This window comes from Parafrankia sp. Ea1.12 (assembly GCF_900465275.1).
GTDB classification, from domain to species: Bacteria; Actinomycetota; Actinomycetes; order Frankiales; family Frankiaceae; genus Parafrankia; species Parafrankia soli.
In genome coordinates, this window is record NZ_UBIZ01000285.1 from 36695 (window position 1) to 57126 (window position 20432).

General features: G+C 73.4%; 19 protein-coding genes and 2 pseudogenes. 9 read left to right on the forward strand and 12 right to left on the reverse strand.

Translation table 11 applies throughout. The features are described from left to right. Positions 1 to 73 precede the first annotated feature (73 nt). Positions 74 to 2446 carry an FdhF/YdeP family oxidoreductase gene (locus FMEAI12_RS13745; RefSeq protein ID WP_112106324.1) on the reverse strand — a complete coding sequence of 791 codons (2373 nt, stop codon included), beginning with the start codon at positions 2444 to 2446 and terminating at the stop codon, positions 74 to 76. Between the two features lie 91 nt (positions 2447 to 2537). Continuing rightward, complete coding sequence (locus tag FMEAI12_RS13750; RefSeq protein WP_112106325.1) at positions 2538 to 3209, reverse strand: enoyl-CoA hydratase-related protein; 672 nt, start codon at positions 3207 to 3209, stop codon at positions 2538 to 2540. A gap of 308 nt (positions 3210 to 3517) precedes the next feature. On the opposite strand from FMEAI12_RS13750, the gene FMEAI12_RS13755 reads away from it, so the two are divergent. From FMEAI12_RS13755 to FMEAI12_RS13770, 4 genes are all read left to right on the forward strand, one after another. Then, positions 3518 to 4210, forward strand: a complete 693-nt coding sequence (locus FMEAI12_RS13755; protein WP_112106337.1) for a hypothetical protein — start codon at positions 3518 to 3520, stop codon at positions 4208 to 4210. Between the two features lie 481 nt (positions 4211 to 4691). Then, a complete protein-coding gene (locus FMEAI12_RS13760) occupies positions 4692 to 6041 on the forward strand; it encodes a DUF2889 domain-containing protein (protein ID WP_112106326.1) in 1350 nt (449 codons plus the stop codon). A gap of 136 nt (positions 6042 to 6177) precedes the next feature. After that, positions 6178 to 6813, forward strand: a complete 636-nt coding sequence (locus FMEAI12_RS13765; RefSeq protein WP_020460044.1) for a response regulator transcription factor — start codon at positions 6178 to 6180, stop codon at positions 6811 to 6813. Positions 6814 to 7209: 396 nt separating this feature from the next. Beyond that, positions 7210 to 9153, forward strand: a complete 1944-nt coding sequence (locus FMEAI12_RS13770; protein ID WP_112106327.1) for a PASTA domain-containing protein — start codon at positions 7210 to 7212, stop codon at positions 9151 to 9153. On the opposite strand, the gene FMEAI12_RS13775 is transcribed toward FMEAI12_RS13770, so the two are convergent. From FMEAI12_RS13775 to FMEAI12_RS13780, 3 genes are read right to left on the reverse strand one after another with little or no spacing between them, the layout of a single operon-like run. Continuing rightward, the gene (locus tag FMEAI12_RS13775; RefSeq protein WP_235013979.1) at positions 9119 to 11143 is read right to left on the reverse strand and encodes an AAA family ATPase; all 2025 of its coding nucleotides are present in this window, start codon (positions 11141 to 11143) and stop codon (positions 9119 to 9121) included. The genes FMEAI12_RS13770 and FMEAI12_RS13775 overlap by 35 nt on opposite strands. Further along, positions 11121 to 11411 carry a hypothetical protein gene (locus FMEAI12_RS38115; RefSeq protein WP_235013980.1) on the reverse strand — a complete coding sequence of 97 codons (291 nt, stop codon included), beginning with the start codon at positions 11409 to 11411 and terminating at the stop codon, positions 11121 to 11123. Before FMEAI12_RS38115 ends, FMEAI12_RS13775 begins: the two co-directional genes overlap by 23 nt. 59 nt (positions 11412 to 11470) lie before the next feature. Further along, complete coding sequence (locus FMEAI12_RS13780) at positions 11471 to 12220, reverse strand: TetR/AcrR family transcriptional regulator (RefSeq protein ID WP_112106328.1); 750 nt, start codon at positions 12218 to 12220, stop codon at positions 11471 to 11473. A 557-nt stretch (positions 12221 to 12777) separates the two neighbouring features. On the opposite strand from FMEAI12_RS13780, the gene FMEAI12_RS37125 reads away from it, so the two are divergent. Beyond that, complete coding sequence (locus FMEAI12_RS37125; protein ID WP_020460040.1) at positions 12778 to 12942, forward strand: hypothetical protein; 165 nt, start codon at positions 12778 to 12780, stop codon at positions 12940 to 12942. Between the two features lie 107 nt (positions 12943 to 13049). On the opposite strand, the gene FMEAI12_RS13785 is transcribed toward FMEAI12_RS37125, so the two are convergent. Then, positions 13050 to 13361 carry a hypothetical protein gene (locus FMEAI12_RS13785; RefSeq protein ID WP_071066897.1) on the reverse strand — a complete coding sequence of 104 codons (312 nt, stop codon included), beginning with the start codon at positions 13359 to 13361 and terminating at the stop codon, positions 13050 to 13052. 417 nt (positions 13362 to 13778) lie between these two features. On the opposite strand from FMEAI12_RS13785, the pseudogene FMEAI12_RS13790 reads away from it, so the two are divergent. Beyond that, a pseudogene (locus FMEAI12_RS13790) lies at positions 13779 to 14030 on the forward strand (Prokaryotic metallothionein); the annotation flags it as partial. Positions 14031 to 14256: 226 nt separating this feature from the next. Further along, on the forward strand, positions 14257 to 14814 hold the full coding sequence (locus FMEAI12_RS38120) for a GNAT family N-acetyltransferase (RefSeq protein ID WP_235013982.1): 558 nt from the start codon (positions 14257 to 14259) through the stop codon (positions 14812 to 14814). Between the two features lie 22 nt (positions 14815 to 14836). Here FMEAI12_RS38120 and FMEAI12_RS13800 read toward each other — a convergent pair whose 3' ends face one another. From FMEAI12_RS13800 to FMEAI12_RS13815, 4 genes are all read right to left on the reverse strand, one after another. After that, entirely contained in the window at positions 14837 to 15271 is a 435-nt protein-coding gene (locus FMEAI12_RS13800) for a CBS domain-containing protein (RefSeq protein WP_020460036.1), read from the reverse strand. A gap of 154 nt (positions 15272 to 15425) precedes the next feature. Continuing rightward, positions 15426 to 16523, reverse strand: a complete 1098-nt coding sequence (locus FMEAI12_RS13805; protein WP_112106329.1) for a cation diffusion facilitator family transporter — start codon at positions 16521 to 16523, stop codon at positions 15426 to 15428. After that, a complete protein-coding gene (locus FMEAI12_RS13810) occupies positions 16520 to 16936 on the reverse strand; it encodes a helix-turn-helix transcriptional regulator (RefSeq protein WP_071066894.1) in 417 nt (138 codons plus the stop codon). Before FMEAI12_RS13810 ends, FMEAI12_RS13805 begins: the two co-directional genes overlap by 4 nt. Positions 16937 to 17057: 121 nt before the next feature. After that, a complete protein-coding gene (locus tag FMEAI12_RS13815) occupies positions 17058 to 17651 on the reverse strand; it encodes a non-heme haloperoxidase (RefSeq protein WP_020460033.1) in 594 nt (197 codons plus the stop codon). Between the two features lie 177 nt (positions 17652 to 17828). On the opposite strand from FMEAI12_RS13815, the gene FMEAI12_RS39235 reads away from it, so the two are divergent. Further along, positions 17829 to 17963: a hypothetical protein gene (locus tag FMEAI12_RS39235; protein WP_255565694.1), complete on the forward strand. Its 135-nt coding sequence runs from the start codon at positions 17829 to 17831 to the stop codon at positions 17961 to 17963. Here FMEAI12_RS39235 and bfr read toward each other — a convergent pair. Together bfr and FMEAI12_RS13830 are read right to left on the reverse strand one after the other, a co-directional pair. Beyond that, positions 17960 to 18433: a bacterioferritin gene (gene bfr / locus FMEAI12_RS13825; RefSeq protein ID WP_112106331.1), complete on the reverse strand. Its 474-nt coding sequence runs from the start codon at positions 18431 to 18433 to the stop codon at positions 17960 to 17962. The two genes, FMEAI12_RS39235 and bfr, sit on opposite strands and share 4 nt — an antisense overlap. A 349-nt stretch (positions 18434 to 18782) precedes the next feature. Further along, positions 18783 to 19217, reverse strand: coding sequence for a response regulator (locus tag FMEAI12_RS13830; RefSeq protein WP_112106332.1), 435 nt, complete (start codon positions 19215 to 19217; stop codon positions 18783 to 18785). 318 nt (positions 19218 to 19535) lie between these two features. Between FMEAI12_RS13830 and FMEAI12_RS13835 the strand changes: the two are divergent. After that, positions 19536 to 20432: pseudogene (locus FMEAI12_RS13835) on the forward strand (hypothetical protein); the annotation flags it as partial.

The following is a 20432-nucleotide window of genomic DNA, read 5'->3' on the forward strand; positions in this document are numbered from 1 at the left end:
GGCCAGGGGCGTGCCGCCGACTCCCGCCGCCGCCACCTCGGTGGGGATCCGCGCCGGGCGCCCGCGGGCCGTGTCACTGTTCCAGGTGGACGTCCAGCCTGATCAGGATGGACTTCGACGTCGGGGTGTTGCTGCGCTTGGCGGTGCTGTCGAGGGGCACCAGGACGTTGGTCTCCGGGAAGTAGGCGGCGGCGCAGCCGCGGGCGGTGGGATACGAGACCACCCGGAAGTCGGGGGCGCGGCGCTGCACGCCGTCGGTCCAGACCCCGACCAGGTCGACCCGGGCGCCGTCGGCGATGCCGAGCTCGGCCAGGTCGTCCGGGCTTACCAGCACGACCCGGCGGCCGTGGCGGACCCCGCGGTAGCGGTCGTCCAGCCCGTAGATCGTGGTGTTGTACTGATCATGGGAGCGGATCGTCTGTAGGAGCAGGTGGCCGGGGGGCGTCGGCCGGATCTCGCAGGTGTTCACGGTGAAGGCGGCCCGCCCGCTCGGTGTCGGGAAGGTCCGGCTGTCGCGTGGCGGGTGCGGGAGCAGGAAGCCGCCGGGCTCGTCGAGGCGGGCCTCGTAGTCGGCGAACCCAGGGACCACGTTCGCGATGTGCGCGCGTACCCGCCGGTAGTCCTCGGCCAGCGCCGCCCAGTCCACCGCAGGCGCGGCGTTGGCGGCGGAGGCAGCGGTGTCCGCGGGCGCGGTGGCTGTGACGGAGTGGCCGAGGGTCGCCGCGGCCAGGCCGCAGATGATCGCGATCTCGGAGCGCAGCTCGGGCCCGGCCGGGGCCAGCCGGCCGCGGGAGGCGTGGACGGAGCCCATCGAGTCCTCGACGCTGACCCGCTGCGGGCCGCCGGCCTGGACGTCCAGCTCGGTGCGGCCGAGTGTGGGCAGGATGAGGGCGCGCTCGCCGGTGATGGCGTGCGAGCGGTTGAGCGCGGTGGAGACCTGTACGGTGAGCCGGCACCGGCGGATCGCGTTCTCGGTGACGGCCGAGTCCGGCGTCGCGGCGACGAAGTTGCCGCCCATCGCGACGAACACCTTCACCCGGCCGTCGCGCATGGCCCGGATGGTGTCGACGACGTCCAGGCCGTGGTGGCGGGGCGGCGCGAAGCCGAACTCGGTGCCGAGGGCGTCCAGGAACGCGTCGGGCATCCGCTCCCAGATGCCCATCGTCCGGTCGCCCTGGACGTTGGAGTGGCCGCGCACCGGGCAGACCCCCGCGCCGGGACGGCCGATGTTGCCCCGCAGCAGCAGGAAGTTCACCACCTCCCGGATCGTCGCTACGGCGTCCGGGTGCTGGGTCAGTCCCATCGCCCAGCAGACGATCACCTTGTCGGCGGCGAGGACCCGCCCGGCGAGCTCGTCGATCTCATCTGGGCGTAGACCGGTGGCGGTGGCGACGTCGCCGGGGGTCAGGTGGGCGCGTACGTGCGCCGCGAACTCCTCGAACCCGGTCGTGTGCCCGGCGATGAAGGCCTGGTCGAGGACGGTGCCGGGGCTGGCCTCCTCGGCGGCGAGCAGCCGGGCGGACAGCGCCTGGAACAGGGCCATGTCCCCACCGAGGCGGATCTGCAGGAACTGGTCGGCGAGCGCGGTGCCCCGGCCGAGCACCCCGGAGACCCGCTGCGGGTTACGGAACCGCATCAGCGCCGCCTCGGGCAGCGGGTTGACCGCGACGACACTGCCACCGGCCCGCTTCAGCCGCTCCAGCGACGTCAGCATCCGCGGATGGTTCGTGCCCGGATTCTGCCCGACGACGAGCACCAGGTCCGCCGTCTCCAGGTCCTCCAGGGTGACGGAGCCCTTGCCGACCCCGATCGTCTCGGTCAGCGCGGCACCCGACGACTCGTGGCACATGTTCGAGCAGTCCGGAAGATTGTTCGTGCCGAACGCCCGGGCGAAGAGCTGGTAAAGGAAAGCGGCCTCGTTGCTCGTCCGCCCCGAGGTGTAGAAGGCGGCCTCGTCCGGGTTTTCCAGGCCGGTCAGCTCGTCCGCGACGATCCGGAACGCCTCGTCCCAGCCGACGGGGACGTAATGGTCGCTGCCCGCGGCCTTGTACACGGGGTTGATGAGCCGGCCCTGCTCACCGAGCCAGTGCCCGGAGCGGGTGGCGAGGTCGGTCAGGCTGTGCGCGGCGAAGAACTCCGGTGTCACCCGGGCCCGGGTGGCCTCCTGCGCGACGGCCTTCGCGCCGTTCTCGCAGAACTCGGCGCGTGAACGGTCGTCCGGCCGCGGGTCGGGCCAGGCGCAGCCGGGGCAGTCGTAACCGTCGTCCTGGTTGAGCAGCCGCAGGGTCTGCACGGAACGGCGCACGCCCATCAGCTCCCGGCAGCGCGCCAGCGCGTGTGCCACGCCGGAAACACCGGCGGCGGACGTCGCCGGTTCACCGATCCTCAGTTCGCCGGTGCACGGTTCGCCGGTGCGCGGTTCGCCGGTCCTCAGCTCGGGGTCCATAGCGGTCCGTCCGTCGTCGGGGAGCTCGCTGGTCGGGCGGCCGTCCGTCCGACGCTACGCGCGGCGCGTGCGAACGGGGAGGTCCGCCGCGTCAGTCGAGGGGACGCCCCCGGTCGCGCAGGGCGTCCAGGACGGGTGCGTACATCCGTTCCTTGATGGTGCCCAGGGTGGTCCCCGCCCGGCCGGCCTGGGCTCGCGCGATCTCCACGCCGGTGCCGCGTACCTCCTCCTCCGCCACCGCGCGATCGACGATGGCGGCGGCGCAGGCGTCGCGGCCGCCGTAGCGGCGGGCCGTGGTCATCGCCTCGTGCGCGGTCTGCGGGCTCAGCCGGGCCTGGATCAGCGCGGACATCGCCGGGGTGAAGGGGATGTCGATGTCGGCTTCGGGCAGGCACCAGTAGCCGCGGTCGGCCCGCATCACCCGGAAGTCGTGCGCCAGGGAGAACATCGCGCCCGCGGCGAACGTGTGCCCCTGCAGCGCGGCCACGGTGACCACCGGCAGGGCCAGCATCCGGGCCAGCAGTTCGTGGACGCTGACCGCGTACTCCTGCTGCCGGTCGGCGTTCGCGAGCAGCCAGTCCAGGTCCAACCCATTGGAGAAGTACTTTCCGGTCGCGGCGGTCACCAGGGCCCGAGGCCCCGATGCCTTCTCCACCTCGTCCAGTGCCGCCTCGACGGAGGCGATCCAGTCCGGGTGGAAACGGTTCTCCCCGTCGCCGATGTCGAGGACGAACACGTCGTCATGGCGGTCGAGCGTGGGCACGGCGGCTCCTTCTGGACGGACGGCGGATCGGGCTGGTGGGACTGACTCTGCGGGACCGGGCTGGCGGGGGTTCGGCCGGTGGCGTCGACCAGGCCGAAGACCACCTGCCCCGCAACGGTTCCCGTACCCGCACCACTTCGACCCACAGCTGGATCACTCTGTCGCGCACGCGACCCCGATGCACTGCTCCTGATGCAGCGCGTCAGAAGAAATGTCCGTATCGTCCCGAAAGTCAACAAGGGACGACAATGAGACACGCCCGGACCCGATGGACCCAACTACCCCGCCTGGCGGCGGTCGTGACGGCGATGGGACTCGCTCTGACCCTGGGCGCCTGCGGGGGTGGCTCGGACGACGCCGGCGAGGCCGCGGCCACCGGTTCCCAGGCGGGCTCAGGGGCGAGCGGTCCACTCAACGGCATCGAGACCAAGCCCGCCGCGGAGATCATCTCGGCGGCCGCCAACGCGCTGCGCGGCGCCGACAGCGTGCACTTCGCCGGCGACGGGGTCGACGAGGGCAAGCCGGCGTCGGTCGACCTGCGACTGGACTCCCACGGCGCCGTCACCGGGTCCATGGACACCAACGGCATGCACCTCGAGGTGCTGCGGGTCGGCGGCGTGGCCTACGTGCGCGGCGAGGGGCTGGTGGCGGCGTACCCGGGCGCCCGTCCCGAGCAGTGGGTCAAGACCGGGCCGCTTCCCAACGACGACAACCTGAGCCTCGACGGCGCGGCGGACGACATCGAGGACATGGCCGACGATCTCAAGGCCGGCGAGACCCCGACCATCGAGCAGGTGACCGAACAGGGCCAGCCCGCGGTGAAGGTGACGACGAAGTCCCACACCCTGTACGTCGCGAACGTCGGCGAGCCCCTGCCCCTGCGCCAGACCGGCACCGGCGTGGACAGCGGCACGCTCGACGCCACGTTCACCGAGTACGGGCAGCCGGTCACGGCCACCGCCCCCACCGACGTCTTCGAGATCCCGCAAGCCGCCTCCTGATCCGGGTTCCGCCGGGTCATCCGGCAGCGCCCGCCGGGTGCGCGCTTCCGCGCGCCCGGCGGGCTTCACGCGTCCGCGGTCGACCGTGACCGCCGCCACGGCGGCCCTCCGCCCGGTTTTCCGAATACAACCGGGATCAATAAGAAACAGAAAACGGCAACGACGAACACTGGTTCGCTGTTATCTCGAACACAGCCCATCCGGGAATCCCCGGGCGACAGTCCGGCCACGGCACGACCGGCCGGCATCCAAGCGGCGCAGGTCACACATTCGGACGAGCTATGTGAAAAGGCCATCACCCACGAGGGAGGTGATTTGCCGGCGGCCCGCCATATCGTGGGAAGCCAAGTAACCCGCGGGAACCCCGGCTACCGTGCTGCGGCCATTGGCCACGGCCAGCGGGAGCCACGGCGAGTGGGAGCCGCGGGCGCGCGCACCGAGGAGCGGGTGCGCGCACGACAGCAGTGATCGGAGTACGCGCATGGCGCACGGTCAGACGGCCCCCGTCGCCGTCCAGGCATCCCCGACCCAGGTGCCCCGCCAGGCCCCCGGCCGGACCGGTCCCCGCAGTCCGCACACCGGCCGGCCCCGGTCCGGCGAGGATGCCCGCCGCTCCGGCACCGGCGGCCCCCGCACCGGCCAGCCGCTCCCCGGCGCCGACACGGCCGTCGGCCAGTGGCCGGGGACCACCGGCTCGGCGCAGGGCACACCGCCGCGCCGCCCCGGCTCCGTCCGGCGGACGACCTCGATCATGATGGAGCGCCCGGACGGCCTCACCGGCCCGCTGCACCTCACCGGTGTCGGCCGTGACCTGCTGACCACCGCCACGGGCGAGGTGGAGGTCCTCGGCGAGGCCCGGCTGCGTGTCGTCCTCGACTACATGGCCGCGCCCGGCCCCGTCCTCGAGATCGAGTCCGAGCCCGCCGTTCCCGGCCTCGCGAGCCTGGTCGGCGCCTCGGCGCGGGCCGGCTTCCGCGGCGCCGCCCGGCAGATCCTCGCGGCCGCCGACGCCGCCGGCGCAGAAGGCGACGCGGCCGACACCGACAGCGGCGTGGCCGACAGCAACGGCGACGGAGCTGGTGGGGCGTCCACCACCCGGCGCTCGCTGCTCGAGCAGCTCCTCGACGACGTGCCCGTGGCGACCCTGGTGTCGGGCTCCGCGCTCGGGCGCAACGGCATCTTCCGCGACGACCCCTCGCGGCACGCCGGCGCGGAGGCCGGCGGCAACCCGATGCTCGACGTCTGCGCCGGCTGGCAGCGGGAGGGGCTGCTCGCCCGCGTCTCCGCCGAGCGCAGCGCCGACCCCGAGGCCCCGGTGCGGACGACCATGGTCGTGGCCGGCGACCTCGCGGTCGACGAGGACCCGCTCGGGTGGCATCCGCTGCCGCCGATGGGCACCCATGCCATGCGCCGCCTGCGCCGCATCGACCTCGTCCCGATCGGCGGCGAGCCCGCCGGCGCCGGACCCGCCCGTACCGGGGCCGCGGACGGGGCCGCCGCCTTCCGGGCCGACGCCTTCTTCCGCGACACCTACCGGGAGGCGTCCGGCGCCGAGGTCGTCGTGCACGAGTACGGGATCGACGCCACGGTCGACCAGTCGGCCCGCGTCGTGCGCTCGATGGGGCGGGCCGGGGTCCTGCCGGGCCCCGAGTGCCCCCAGGCACTGGCCAGCGCCGAGCGCATCGTGGGGCTCGGCGCCGCGGACCTGCGCCGCACCGTCTCGCGCGCCTTCACCGGGACGACCACGTGCACGCACCTCAACGACACCCTGCGCTCCCTGGGCGATCTCCCCGACCTGATCGAGCGGCTCCGCTCGGCCACCGCCCGCTGAGGATGGCCGACCGGTCGCCGTCATCGGGCCTTCCGCGCCGGGCATCAGGGACAAAAGTCCTGCACCCGGAGTCCGTACCGGCCGACCTCCCGTCCGGGAGGCCGCGGCGCGTCTCCCCGCGGGTACCTTGACGATCATGACTGGTGTTCGCGTCTTCCTGCTGGACGATCATGAGATCGTCCGCCGGGGCATCCGGGAGATGCTGGAGGACTCCGGGGACATCGAGGTCGTCGGCGAGGCGTCGACCGCGGCGTCCGCGCTGCGGCGCATCCCGGCCGCCCGTCCGGACGTCGCGGTGCTCGACGCCCGGCTGCCGGACGGAAGCGGGATCGAGGTGTGCCGGGAGATCCGCTCGGCGCAGCCCGCCGTGGGCTGCCTCATCCTGACCTCCTACGACGACGACGACGCGCTCTTCGCCGCGATCATGGCGGGGGCCTCGGGGTATCTGCTGAAGCAGATCCGGGGCAACGACCTGGTCGGGGCGATCCGCACGATCGCCGCCGGGCGCTCGCTGCTCGATCCCGCCGTCACCCAGAAGGTGCTGGCCCGGCTGCGCGACGAGCCCGCCGAGGACGAGCAGCTCGCCGCGCTCGGCAGCCGCGAGCGCCAGATCCTCCGGCTGATCGCCGAGGGCATGACGAACCGCCAGATCGCGGGCTGCGTCCACCTGTCGGAGAAGACGGTGAAGAACTACGTGTCGGCGATCCTCGGCAAGCTCGGTCTGACCAGCCGCACGCAGGCCGCCGTGTTCGCGGCCCGGCTCAAGAGCTGACGGCGGCCCGGCCGCTGACACACGGGGCCGGTGGGCGGCACTCCGTCAGCTGCGCGTAAGTGCCTCCCGCCAGTGCCAGGCGGGCGAGGTGCCATCGCCGCGCGGCCGCCCCAGGTAGAGGGCGGAGGCACCGGCCACGGGGGCGGGCGGGAAGTGCCGGACCGGCCCTGGAGCGGTTTTCGAAACATTCCCGAGCAGGTGCCCGCGGACGTCCGCACCTCGCTTCGGACGTCCCGCCCGATCGGTCCATCGCCACCACCATCGGACCGCCACCGCGCCCGGACTGTCCGGTTGCCGACAGTGCGGGCCCTGACACGCAACCAGGCGTGATTACTCCGCATCATGACTGACGGAACGGCGCGCGGCCCGGCGTGCCGGCCAACCGCCGGAGGGCCCATGGACGCGTGCCGCAGCGCCGAGGAGCCAGTCACCGCGCCCGGCGGCCAGCCCGCCGCCGACCCGCTGCGGCCTGACGATCCCTCCGAGCTGGGGCACTACCGCGTTCTCGGGCGGCTCGGCGAAGGCGGGATGGGCACCGTCTTCCTCGGCGCCGCCCCCGACGGGCGGCCGGTCGCGATCAAGATGATCCGGGCGGAGGTGGCCGGCATGCCCACCTTCCGCGCCCGCTTCCGCCGGGAGGCCGAGCTCGCCCGCCGGGTGGCCCGGTTCTGCACCGCCGAGCTGCTGGACGCGGTCGACCCGCCCGACGGGCCGCCCTTCATCGTCACCGAGTTCGTGGACGGGCCCACGCTCGCCGCCGCGGTCGCGGCCGGTGGCCCGCTCGGCGCCGCCGACCTTGAGCGGGTGGCCGTCAGCGTGGCCGCGGCGCTGACCGCCATCCACGGCGCCGGCCTGGTCCACCGTGATCTCAAGCCGGCGAACGTCCTGCTGTCGTCCCTGGGGCCGCGCGTCATCGACTTCGGGATAGCCCACGCGGCGGACATCACGCACGTCACCCGGGACTCGATCGTCGGAACGCCGGCGTTCATGGCTCCCGAGCAGGCCCTGGCCCAGCCGGTGTCCGGCGCGGCCGACGTGTGGGCCTGGGCCGGCCTGGTCGCCTTCGCCGGAACCGGCCGGTTGCCGTTCGGGGACGGCCCGCCCGAGGCGCAGATCTTCCGGATCGTCCACGGCGACCCGAACCTCGACGGGCTCGACCCGGCGCTGGGCACCGTCGTCCGGCGGGCGATGAGCCGCCAGCCCACGGACCGCCCCACCGCGCAGGACCTACTGCAGCAGCTGGTCACCCTCGGCGGCGAGGTCCCGGCTTCGGCGACATCCGCACTCGCGCTCCCCGCGGCGGCCGGCGGTACGCCGCCCCAGGGTCGGGCGCCCGCGAGCGACCCGATCCCGCCCACCAGCCCAGCCGGCCCGTCCAGCTCACCCAGCCCACCCAGCTCACCCAGCGCGGCCCGGCGGACGCGACCGGAGCACCGGCCGTCCGGACGCATGCTCGTCGCAGCGCTGGCCGGGGTCGTCGTCGTCCTGGTCGGCGCCTGGCTACTGCTTCAGGCACAGCCGCCGGACGGCCGTGACAACACCGATGCCCGGGTAAGCGCCACCCCCGCTCCAGGCGACCCCACCGGTCCGTCGGACGGCCAGTCGCCAGGAGGCGGGGAGGCAAGCCCGGGCACCGCGACGGCCACCGGGCCCGGGCCGGGCGGGACCGCCGGGGAGGTCATGCCGCCCGGCGAGCCCGTCGAGATCCCGGACGTCGTCGGTCGGCCGGTCGCCGAGGCGGAGGAGGCGCTCCGCACCGCCGGGCTGACGAACATCATCCGCACCACGCGGCTCGACGACCGGCCCGCGGGCTCCGTCATCGGGATGCACCCCGCCGCGGGCAGCGAGGTGAGCCGGGACGCGGCGATCGAGCTCGACGTGTCCGACGGGCCGGGGCACACCACCGTCCCCGACCTCGTCGGGCGGTCGGAGGTGGACGCCCGCTCCGGGCTGTACAGCGCCGGCCTGGTGATGGTCATCCAGGAGAACAGCGGGCCGTCCACGGTCGGGCCGGGGCTGGTGGAGCGGACCGTCCCGGCGGGCGGGACCCAGGTCGCCCACGACACGACGGTGACGATCACCATCGTGAGCCGGCAGGTCGCGGTTCCCGACGTGGTCGACCAGAGCGCCGCCACGGCCACCGCGACGCTGCGGGACTATGGCTTCGACGTCGTCGAGGAGCGCGGCGCAGGCTCCCAGCCGGCCGGGGTCGTCATCGCCCAGCTGCCGCGGGCGGGCCTCGTCACCCGGGGGGCGACCGTCACGATCACCGTGAGCCAGCCCCGGTCGAACGGCGACTCGCAGGTCACGCAGACCCCGGAGCCACCTCCAGTCCCCTGACCAGCGCGGGATCAGGGCGGCCCGCTCCCCCGGGCCGGGGTACCCGCGGGAACGGGCCGCCCTGATCCGCGAGAGCGCTCGGGAGCTCACCCGTGTGGATCACTGCCAGGGAGGTCACCGCCCGGGTCAGCACCACGTAGAGCCGGCGCAGCCCCTGGACGGAGCCCGGCCCGGAGCCGGCGACGGACGCCGGGTCGACGAGGACCACATGGTCGAACTCGAGTCCCTTCGCGAGCGACGCGGGCACGACAGTCACCGGCCGGGACGCCCGCCCTTCCGGCACGGGCTTGTCGGTGAGCGAAGCGCCCTCGGTGGGCTCGGCGTCGCCGGTGAGCACAGCCTCGCCCGCGGGCTCGGCGTCCACGGTGAGGGCGGCGTCCTCCGTAAGGGCGGCGTCCTCCGTAAGGGCGGCGTCGTCGGTGAGGGCGGTGGCGGGCAGGCCCGCCGCGCGCAGCGACGCCGTCAGGCCGCCGACGGCCTCGTCAGGGGCGATCACCGCCACCGAACCGCCGCGGCCCAGCCCGGCACCGACCTGGCGCGCAGCCTCGCCGGCCAGGTCGTCCAGCGGGGCGGCGATCACCCGCAGCGCACCCGGGACGGCGCGGGTCGACGACACGGGAGGCAGATCCGGCGCGATGCTCGGGAGCAGACGGTCGGCGAACGAGAGGATCTCGGCCGGTACCCGGTGGCCCCGGGTCAGCACCTCCAGCCGCGCGGCGGGCTTACCGAAGTGGGCAAGCGCCTGCTCCCAGGAGCGCGCGGCCCAGGCGGTGGTGCCCTGGGCCAGATCCCCGAGGACGGTGAGCGAGCCGGTGGCGCAGCGGCGTCCGACGGCCCGGCACTGCATGGCCGAGAGGTCCTGGGCCTCGTCGACGATGACGTGCCCGAACGCCGGCACGCCGTCGATCAGGTCCAGTGCCTCGTCCAGGCAGAACAGGTCGGCGGGCGACCAGCGGACGGCCCGCCGCGACGTCGGCCGGTCGGCCAGCAGCAGGCGCTGCTCGGGCGCGGAGAGCACGCCGTCGGCGGCGTGGGCGAGCAGGGCGGGGTCGGTGAACAGCCGGTGGATCAGCCCGGCCGCGTCGGTGCGCGGCCAGACGGCGTCGACCGCCGCCCGGACGGACCGGGTGCGGGCGAGGCGCTCCACCGCGGAGTCGGCCGGCAGGTGCCCCCGCTCCTCGGCGCGGCGGACCACCGCGGCGGCGATCCGCCGGGCGAGCAGGTCCCGGGCCACGCGATGGCGGTGGCCGCCAGCCTGGATGCCGGCGGCCAGGCCGGCGATCTCGTCGCCGCTCACCGTCCACCGACCGAGCGAGCTCGTGATCAGGGCAGCCGGCGGGGAGGCGCCGGGCCGGGTGGCGCCGAGCGCCCGGCGGATCACCACGGCCATCCGGGCATCGCCCTTGATCTCGGCCACCGGCTCCGGGTCGGTTCCGCGCGCCGTCGCGACGTCCACGAGGGCAGCGAGACTACGGTGGGTGACGGTAAACTCGCCGAGCGCGGGCAGGACCGCGCCGATGTAACGCAGGAAGGCCCGGTTCGGCCCGACGACGAGCACCCCGGCGCGGCTGAGCCGCTCCCGGTAGGCGAACAGCAGGTAGGCGGCCCGGTGCAGGCCGACCGCCGTCTTGCCGGTGCCCGGCGCGCCCTGGACACAGACGCTCACCTCGAGATCGGCCCGGACGATCTCGTCCTGCTCCGGCTGGATCGTCGCGACGATGTCACGCATGGGCCCCGAGCGGGGCCGCGCGATCTCGCGGGCGAGCAGGTCGCCTCCGGCCGGCCCGCCGACCCGTGGCGCGCCCGCCGGGCCGGGCGACGGTTCGACGAGTGGCTCCTCCTCGAACGCGGTGAGCTCGGGGCCGTCGAACCCGAACCGGCGCCGCGCCACGAGCCCCATCACGTCGCCCCGATGGGCGCGGTAGTACGGACGGGCGATGTCGGTGCGCCAGTCGACGACCAGCGGATCATCGCCGGCGGCCTCCCGCACATGGCGCCGTCCCAGGTGGACGCGCCGCTTTCAGGGACGCGTTCGTCACCTTGTCAGCGACGGGGTCGCCTTCGGCGATCTCCGTCGCCTCGGCCTCGTGCCGCATCCGGACCAGCGCCGCGCGGGCGCGGTCCAGGTGACGGCGCTCGGCGGCGAGCTCCGCCGACCACGGATCCACCGACCGGGCGTCCGCCGGCCGGAGATCCGCCGGCCGGACATCCACGGACCGGGGATCCTCATCGCGCCCCTCGGCCGCGCCGTCGCCCATACCGACCCCTCCACTTTACGAAGTCAATAACTTGACCGAGTAAAGCAGATCGAAACCGCTCACCCGGCCCCGGGCACCGTCCGACCCTGAAGATCCGTCCGATCGGGGAAGTCCGCCCGGTCCGCACGATCCGCCCGGTCCGGGAGATCCACGAGTCCCGGGAGGTTCGCGAGTCCTGGAAGGTTCGCGAGTCCGGCGAGCGCGCCGAACGCCCGGCGGGCCGCCGCCTCGGCGGCGGGCAGGACGTCCACCGCGGCCGCGCCGGCGTCGAGGCGGCGCCAGTTCTCCCGGGCCAGCACCCGTTGGACGGTGAGGACCGCCGCCGCGGCGAGCCGCGCGTCCACCTGGGCGGCGGGCGAGCCGGCCGCCTCGGCGAACGCGTCCGCCAGGGCGTCCTCGTCGGCGGCGGTGTACTGGGCCATCCGGCCCAGCAGGCTCGGGGTCGAGAAGACCAGGCGATGGTAAGCGAGCACCTCGGGCGCGTCGCACAGCCCGGTGACCGGTTCGTGCTGTCGCAGGCCCGCGAGGAAATGAGCCTCGAGAGCGGCGAGCGGCGACTGGTCGGCCGACCGCGCCCGCACCACCCGGGCCGCTTCACCACGGTGGTCGAGCACGCGGTGGAGGACGAGGTCCTCCTTGGCCGGGAAGTAGCTGAACAGCGTCGGTTTCGACACCTCGGCGGCCGCGGCCACCTCGGCGACGGAGACGCGCTCGAAGCCCCGTTCCAGGAACAGCGAGACGGCGGCGGCGGACAGCGCGTCGCGGGTGCGCTGCTTCTTGCGGTCCCGCAGGCCGAGTGGCTCGGTCATCGTCGCCGCCTACCCGCTCCGCTCCCCCACGAGCCGTCGAAGGGCCTCCGGGGCGCGGCTGTGCCGCCGGGCCGCCGGGCGTCCGGCGGTTCGCTCGGGTGCGATCTCGTACTTCACGACATGCACAGTAAGGCGCGCCGGCGCCGGACCGTCACGACCCCGACGGGCCCGGGTGCGACCAGGACCCGCCGGCCGGCGCGCCAGCCGCGCCGGTGTCCGCTACCAGGCGTCAAGAGCGGCCCGGAAGGGAAAGAAGATGGGACAGGCACGCGGACCACCAGGCGTCACAGCCAGTTCCCCGGCGGCCCGCTGCACCGCTCCGGCGGCTCCGGCGGCAGGCGTCCCGCACTGCCGGCGGGCCGACGACGCAATAAAGGGGGACGGGATGACGCGACAGCGCCGATCACGCCCACCTGGGGCGGAGATCGCCGCACCGGGGACAGATCGTCACTTATCGCATCCGGGCCAGGCCCGAAGTTAACACGAAGGAAGCCTGGATTTAATTTCTGTTGAATCGCCGTGTGCAATTCTGCAGTATGCAGACAGGTGGTGCTCCCGTGGTCGATATCGTTAAGATAGCAGCGTCGATCGACGATATCCCCACCGTTGAGGAAACAGACGCGATGCTGGAGGAGCTGCGCAGGCTCCCACGCACCATGGAGACGATCAGGTTGATGGATGACCTGCTGGAGCTCCGATCGCTACTCGGCGCGACGTGCTGAGAACGCGCGCCGAGTAGCGTCGGAGGGCTTGGCGGCGCACCGCTGGACGCACTGTTCAACTGTGGTGCGCCGACATTCCGGCCTGGCCGGTCAGCAGGAGGGTGTTACTAGGCGCCGAAACCCTGCTGGCCCTGCTGGCCCTGGTTGCCCTGCTGGCCGCCACCGAAGCGCTCGCCGGCCTGACCCTGGCCGCCGCCGACACCGGCCAGCTCACGCAGGCGGTTCTCGACGTAACGCTCGCTGTGGTGCGTCTTGTCCGCGATCCGGGCGACGAGGTCATTGATGTCGGTCGCGGAGTCGAGGTCCGCCGCGCTGACCTGACCGAACTGGTCAAGGAGGCGGTAGCGGAGCTGCCGCCAGTTCTGACGGAGCTGCTGCTCCACCTGCTGGCGCTGCTGCTGCTGCTCCTGCTGGCTCATTTTCTGATCCCTTTCTCAGTGGTCATTTACTGGCGCGCACCGAGGTGCGGGGCGAACGCTACCGCAGCGACTTCGGGCAGCGTCAAACCCACGCCGGAATCCGAATGTATGCGGCCAGTCCGGGGCCACCACGGCGGAAACAGCCCGCCGGGCGCATAAACGGTGCCCAGGGTTCAGTACGAGGCCGACCGATGAATACCGGCTCGCCGGCCATCATTTCGCCGTTTCCCGCCGAAGCGGATGGCGTCGCGGCCCGACGCCACGCGCTCGCCGCTCGCATCACCGGCGAACCGCCGACCCGGCCGCGGCGGAGTGCCGCGATCGCGCCGGTTCGCCCAGGGACCGCCGGGGGCGAGAACGTGCGATCAGGAGCGCACCGAAAGTAGCGTCGGGACGTCCTGACGCAAGGAGGCTGTCATGCGTGCGTGCGACACCTGCGGAAACGATTACTGGATGTCCTTCGAGATCCGGGTCGTCAGCGGTGAGACGTACACCTTCGACTCGTTCGAGTGCGCGGTGCAGAAGCTCGCCCCGCGCTGTGAGCACTGCGACTGCCGGGTGATCGGGCACGGCGTGGAGGTCTCCGGGCGTTTCTTCTGCTGTGCGCACTGCGCACGCCAGGCGGGCGGAATGGGCCGTGAGATCCGCGACGCCGTCGGAGCGCACCCCGACGGATCGGCGGCCGGGGCGGGAGACGGTGCGCACCGGCGACGGGTCGGCCAGGCGACGGCGGGCGAGCGGTCGGATGGGTGACAAACACCCTGGAGCGCCCGTTTTCCGCAGGTGAACTGGATGGGTGACCGGACCCACCACGCAATCAGAACGCTGGCATCCGGAACGGCGGAAACGAGAACGGCGGAAACCGGAACGGCGCCGGCTCGTACGCCGGAGCCGCGTGCGAGCCTGCCCGCCGCCGGGGCCGCGAATCCGCCTGCTGCGCCCCGGCGAGCAGGCCATCGTCGACGAGGTGTTCGCCGGGCTCTCACCGAGAAGCCGTTACCTGCGTTTCCACGCGCCGCTGGGCGCCCTTCCGGCAGCGCACCGCCGCGCCCTCGTGGACGTCGACGGCCGTGACCGCATCGCGCTCGTCGCGGTGGAACGCCGTCCGCTGGGAATCGCGCGGCTGATCCGCACCGGACCGGCCGAGGCCGAGGTGTCGGTCGCGGTCGTCGACGACGCCCACCGCAACGGGGTGGCCCGTCGGCTGCTCGCCGAGCTCGAACGTCGCGCGTGTGCGGCCGGTGTCCGCGAGCTGCACGCCAACGTGCTCGCCGAGAACACCGCCGCGCTGGCGCTGTTCCGGGCGAGCTTCGCGCAGGGCCCGTGCGTGGTGGAGGGCGATGTGCTGCGCCTGACGTGCCTGCCGGGCCGCCGTGCGCGGTGGACGGCCCGGCCGGCCGGGCCGGCCCGGCGCCGCCGTGGCAGGCGCCGGGCGACGCCTGCCACGGGCTGACGCCGGACGGGACCGGTCGGGATCAGGTGACCCGGTCCGCCGGGCCGCTCTTGATCGCCTCGACGAGAGCACCGAGCTTCTCACCGGAGAGGTTCCTGGCCAGGTCCGCCTCGCTGATCATCCCGACGAGCCGCTTGTTGTCGATGACCGGCATCCGCATCACCCGGTGCTCCATCATCTCGTTCAGGACGGTGTCGAGGTCGGCGTCCGCCCGGACGAACAGCGGCTTGCCCTTCCCGAGGTCACCGGCCCGGGTCGACGCCGGGTCCCGGCCCTCCGCCACACAGTTGATCACGATGTCGCGGTCGGTGATGATGCCACCGAGGCGGTCGTCGGCGCCGCAGATCGGCAGCGCGCCGACGCCGAGGTCGCGCATCATGCGGGCCGCGCTGGCCAGTGACTCGTCCGCGCCGACGCACTTCGCGTCGCCGTGCATGATGTCCCGAGCGGTCGTCATGGCTGTTTCCCCTTCGTCGTCATGCCTGCTGGGAGCCGTCCCGCGGCTTCCGGGGAAGCCGCGATCCGACTCGACATGACATACCCACCGCGACTGGGTGCACACGATCAGTCCACAATGGCGACGGTGCGCCAGGGAGGCGGGGCGCCGGGAATCAGTGGCGGTGCGCCGGGGCCAGCTGGTGCACGGTCACCCTGCGCACGTCGCACGGGTCGCCGCCGGCGGGCGAGCACGGCTCGCACTCCGTCTCGACGGTGGCGTGCACGACGCCGTGCTTCTCCGCCAGCACCGCCTTGACCCGGTCGGAGACCGCCCGCGCCTCCTCGAGTGTCGGATGGCCGGCCACCTCGACATGGGCGCTCGCCGCGGCGACCCGGTCGGACAGGCCCCACACGTGCACGTCGTGCACCCCGGTCACGCCCTCCACGGCAAGGACGTCCGCCTGCACTGCCGCCAGGTCCAGCCCGGCGGGGGTCGCCTCGAGCAGCACCCGGGACGACTCGGCCAGCAGGCGCACGCCCTGGATCCCGATCAGTGCCGCCACGACCAGGGAGAGCGCCGGGTCGAGCCAGTACCAGCCGCCGGTGAGCCAGATGACGAGCCCGGCGCCGGCCACCGCGACCGACACCAGCGCGTCGCCGGCCAGGTGGGTGACCGCCGCCCTGGTGTTGAGATCACCGTGCCGTTCGTGGACGAAGAGCGCGCTGACCCCGTTGCCGACGGCCGCGGCGATCGCCACGATCAGGACGACCAGGCCGTCGACCGGCTCGGGGTGGGCGAGCCGCCCGGCGGCCTCGACGCAGACCAGGGTGGTCACGACCAGCACGCTCGCCGCGTTCGCCTGGGCGGCGAGCACCGGCCAGCGCAGCCCGCCGAAGGTCCGGGTGGCGGACGGCGCCTGCCTCGCGAGCCGGATCGCCATCAGCGCGAACGCGACGCCCGCCGCGTCCACGAGGTTGTGCGCGGCGTCGGCGAGCAGGGCGACCGACCCGACGAGCAGCCCGGCCGCGGCCTGGCCGACGACGATCGCGACGTTCAGGCCCGTCGCGAACGCCAGCCTGCGGCGCTGGGAGTCGAAGCCGCGCGGAGCGGACCGACCCGCCGCGTGCTCGTGCCCGCCCGGCGCGCCGGGCCCGCCGTGGGCGTGGGTGTGGCCGGAGTCGTGGCCGTGGGCGGGCCGGGTCTGCGGCGGGACGAGACCCTGACCGTTGTCGTGCCCGTGGTCGCCGTGGCGGCCTTCGGGGGTGTTCACCGGTCCACCAGGTCGGTGAGGTCGCGCGCGGCGACGCTCCCACCAGTGGGCACGAACCGGGCCGGCTGCTCCCCCGCGGGCGCGACGAGATCGCCGCCGGGCTCCCCGTGGGCGTGGTCGGGGTCGACCGCGAGCACCACGCTGAGCAGGTCGTCCAACGCGTGCGCGAGGGCGTCGTCGGCGAGCTCGTAGCGCAGGCGCCGGCCCTCGGAGACGGCTACCACCAGCCCACAGCCCCGCAGACAGGCGAGGTGGTTGGAGAGATTCGTCCGGCTCACCGAGAGGACCTCGGCGAGCTCCGTCGGGTAGGACGGGCCCCTGCGCAGCACGAGTAGCAGGCGTGCCCTGGTGGGATCGGACAGAGCGTGCCCGAACCTGGCCAGGACCTCACCGTGCACCACAAGCTTCACCATAGACTGAACAGTACAGCGACCGCTGACGTCAGTCGAGCCTGAACAATCGACACAGCCCGAACGGTCGACACAGCCACCTGGCGCCCGCCGGGCAGCGGGCAGCGGGCAGCGGGCGCGAGCCTCAGCCGGCGATCAGGTCCTCGAGGAAGAGCAGCACCCGGGCCGGGACACTGCGCCGGCCCGGCCCCGCCAGCACGGCGTGCCCACCGGGGACCACGGTCAGCTCGGTCCGGGCGGCCGTCCGGGTGGTCATCCGCACCAGCTGCAACGGGCTGATCGGGTCGTCCCGGCCGTGGATGAGCAGGATGGGGAGATCGGGCAGCACCCGCGGTGGCGGGTCGCCGACAGGTATGCCGGCGACCGGCACGTGCAGCAGCGGCAGCCCGAGCAGGACGAGCCCGTCGGGGCGCACGGCGGGTGAGCCGGCCATCGCCAGTGCGGCCAGCGCGCCCGAGTCCGAGCCGAGGAGGACGAAGGGGAGTCCGGGGCGGCGCACCTCGCCGACGGCGTGCGCCACGTTCCCGCCGGCGGGAACGACCGCGGCGGCGTAACCGTCGAGCGCCAGCCGCCGGGCGAGCCACTCGTAGGGCTCGCGGCTCTCGCCCCGCCCCATGAGTATCGCGACGGCCACCCGGACCGGCTCGGCGAGGAGGTCGTCACCCGGGACGGCGTCGTAGTCCGCGAGCGGGGGGCTGATCGTTGTCGAGGGCGTCATGGCGCCGTGGTCTCCTTCTCTGGCGCTCCGTTGCGCCGTCACGGCCCGCGGCGGGAGATACGCGAGGCTCGTGCCGCCGGCGTCACCGGCGCCGCGGCCCCGGGCCCACATGAGTCACGGCGGGGCCAGGAACCCCGGCAGACTATCTCCCGCGCCGGGGTAGCGGCGGAGGCCGGGGTGTCCGCCGAGCGACACCGCCAGGCGACACCACCGAACCGCACCGCCCACGGCGGGCCCTCCGCCGATCCCGGGGCGCGGCGCCCCGGGATCGGCGCGACCGGCGCCAGCAAGCCGTCGCCGATCCCCGACTAGCTCTCGTGGATCTGCTGCGTGAGGTAGTTCGTCGCGCCGAGCTGGGCGATCAGCGTGAGCTGGGCGTCCAGCCAGTCGATGTGCTCCTCCTCGGAGACGAGGATCTTCTCCAGCAGCACCGCCGAGCCCACGTCCTTCTTCGACCGGCACAGCGCGATTCCGTCGCGCAGAAGGCTGACCGCCTCGTCCTCCTGCGCCACATCGGTCTCCAGCTGCTCCTGCACGGTCTCGCCGATCCGCAGGGTGTGCAGCCGCTGCAGGTTGGGTAGGCCGTCCAGATAGAGAATGCGCTCAATCAGCGCATCGGCGTGTCGCATCTCGTCAATGGACTCGTGGTAGAAGTAGTCCGACAGTCGGCGATATCCCCAGTTACGCTGCATCCGCGAATGCAGGAAGTACTGGTTGATGGCCGTCAGCTCGTTCGTCAGCACCTTGTTCAACAGGTCGATGATGTCCTTGTCGCCACGCACCGTCTACATCTCTCCTCAGTCGTCTTCGACGCGCCCACAGGCCGCGGGGGTGCAGCCCTTCCGGACGAACGGCCACGGTCACCGGGACCTCCGGCACCGTTCCGGCACGTCCGCGCCGGTCCGTCCTGGGCGGCGTCGCGACGCAAGGTACCCGGACCGTCGCCGGACACCCTGGCCACCGCCACCGGAGGCCGCCGCCACCGGATTGGGCCGGCGCGCCGCAAATTCGCCCAGGAAACAGGAAATCACAGTGGAGCCCGGCGCGCATACCGGTAAGAGCGCCGCGAACCTCACATCGACGCCTATTTAGGCTAGCCTGTCCTCAGTTAGGGAAGGCTTCGCTGACGCGTCACCGGCGAGGCAGCCGCACCAGACCGAGATAGAAGTCGTCGATCCGATGAATCACCTCGGTGAAGGCCTCGAAGTCCACGGGTTTCGAGACGTAGGCGTTCGCGTGCAGCGTGTAGCTGTACAGCACGTCGTCCGGCGCCTCCGAGGTTGTCAGCACAACCACCGGGATGGACAGCAGCCGCGGGTCCGCCTTCAAAGCGCTGAGAACCTCCCGGCCGTCCATCCGCGGCATGTTGAGGTCCAGCAGGATGAGGTCGGGCCGAGGGTTCGCGGGGTCCCGCAGGTAGGCCATCGCCTCCACGCCGTCGACGGCCACGTGGAGCTCGTGGTTGACACCGCGGTCGGTCAGCGCCTCCTCAACCATCAGCGTGTCGCCGGGGTCGTCCTCCACCAGCAGGATGTTGAACGCGCGAACAGCGGCGGCAGCGGTCACGAACGGCCTCTCTTGTCACGGAGTCTGGATCAGGTCACGGAGTCTGGATCAGCTCGGAGCACCGGCCGGACGCCGTGGCGTCACGCCCGTGTCCGGCCATCGTGCGACCGCCGGGCACGACCGTCGGCGCGGCCAACGATAGGCCGATCGACAGCGGGGCGGGGCGCGGGGCGTCCACCCGCGTGCTCCCGTCCGCGGGTGCGCCACGAACCACCAGCCACCCGGACCAGCCCCGACGACGAGGCGTAGCCGTCGTGCGACGCTGAGGCTGGATCGGTCCCCACCGGGACATCGTCAAGACAGCATGGAGTGCCATCAATGCGACGTGCCGTGGACGCGGACGCGGCGCTGTTCGTGGGCTGCGCGCTGACCAACGCCCTCGGCATGACCGGGCTGGTCCGCACCTTCGGCTATCCCGGCATGCTGAACGACCCGGCCGCGGCGACGCTGGCCGCGCTGGGCTCGCGGACCTGGACCCTCACACTGTTCACCCTGCTCACGGCGGCATCCGCGGTGCTGCTCGTGCCGCTGACGACGCGAATCGTCCGCCTCGGGGCCGGCCCGGGCCCGGGCCGGCCGGCCGCGAACCCGAACCGGGCCGCCTGGGTGCTGCTCCTCACGGGGCTCGCCGCCGCGACCGCCATGATCTTCGAGTGGTCCTTCTGGCTCATCGGGGTGCCGCTACTCACCCGCAATCCGCCAGGACCCGGGCCGATCTCCCCCGGTGTGACCACCTTCGACGCGTTGCGCGTCACTCTTGGTGTCCTGTGCGGCGAGACGATCGGCCCGCTGCTGCTGGCCGCCTGGACCGTCCTGGTCGCGTCCCGTTTCGTCGCGTCCGTCTTCGATGACTGGTGGCCGCTCGCGCCCGCCCGTCCTGACCGTCCTGACCGCCCCGGACGCAGCCCGCTCGGAGGCCGGCTCGTCGGGCGCGGGCTGGTCGAACGCGGTCGCCGCGTTGTCGCCGCGGCGGCGGACTGGCTGCGGTTGGAGGTCCTGCGCTGGGCGCGGCCCGTCCTCATCGGGAGCGGCCTCGCCTGCGCCGCGCTGCTGTTCGCGGCCGCCGTCTCGGCGGCGGGCCTGCTCCCCACGCCCCACCTGCCCGTTCTCGCCCGCCTGCTGTGGAGCCTGTGGCTGGCCGGGATCGGGGCCCTGGTCTGGATCTCGCGGGCCCGGGGAGCGGGCCCCCGGCACGGGGCGGGGGCCCGCTCCCCG

What these genes read in the sequence shown, in the direction of transcription:
- FMEAI12_RS13780 (WP_112106328.1), bottom strand. Translation starts at nt 12,220, where the DNA reads ATGACCGAGCCACTCGGCCTGCGGGACCGCAAGAAGCAGCGCACCCGC.
- FMEAI12_RS13755 (WP_112106337.1), top strand. Translation starts at nt 3,518, where the DNA reads ATGGGACTCGCTCTGACCCTGGGCGCCTGCGGGGGTGGCTCGGACGAC.
- FMEAI12_RS38115 (WP_235013980.1), bottom strand. Translation starts at nt 11,411, where the DNA reads ATGGGCGACGGCGCGGCCGAGGGGCGCGATGAGGATCCCCGGTCCGTG.
- FMEAI12_RS13800 (WP_020460036.1), bottom strand. Translation starts at nt 15,271, where the DNA reads ATGACGACCGCTCGGGACATCATGCACGGCGACGCGAAGTGCGTCGGC.
- FMEAI12_RS13745 (WP_112106324.1), bottom strand. Translation starts at nt 2,446, where the DNA reads ATGGACCCCGAGCTGAGGACCGGCGAACCGCGCACCGGCGAACCGTGC.
- FMEAI12_RS13765 (WP_020460044.1), top strand. Translation starts at nt 6,178, where the DNA reads ATGACTGGTGTTCGCGTCTTCCTGCTGGACGATCATGAGATCGTCCGC.
- FMEAI12_RS13810 (WP_071066894.1), bottom strand. Translation starts at nt 16,936, where the DNA reads ATGGTGAAGCTTGTGGTGCACGGTGAGGTCCTGGCCAGGTTCGGGCAC.
- FMEAI12_RS13760 (WP_112106326.1), top strand. Translation starts at nt 4,692, where the DNA reads ATGGCGCACGGTCAGACGGCCCCCGTCGCCGTCCAGGCATCCCCGACC.
- FMEAI12_RS13770 (WP_112106327.1), top strand. Translation starts at nt 7,210, where the DNA reads ATGGACGCGTGCCGCAGCGCCGAGGAGCCAGTCACCGCGCCCGGCGGC.
- FMEAI12_RS13785 (WP_071066897.1), bottom strand. Translation starts at nt 13,361, where the DNA reads ATGAGCCAGCAGGAGCAGCAGCAGCAGCGCCAGCAGGTGGAGCAGCAG.
- FMEAI12_RS13815 (WP_020460033.1), bottom strand. Translation starts at nt 17,651, where the DNA reads ATGACGCCCTCGACAACGATCAGCCCCCCGCTCGCGGACTACGACGCC.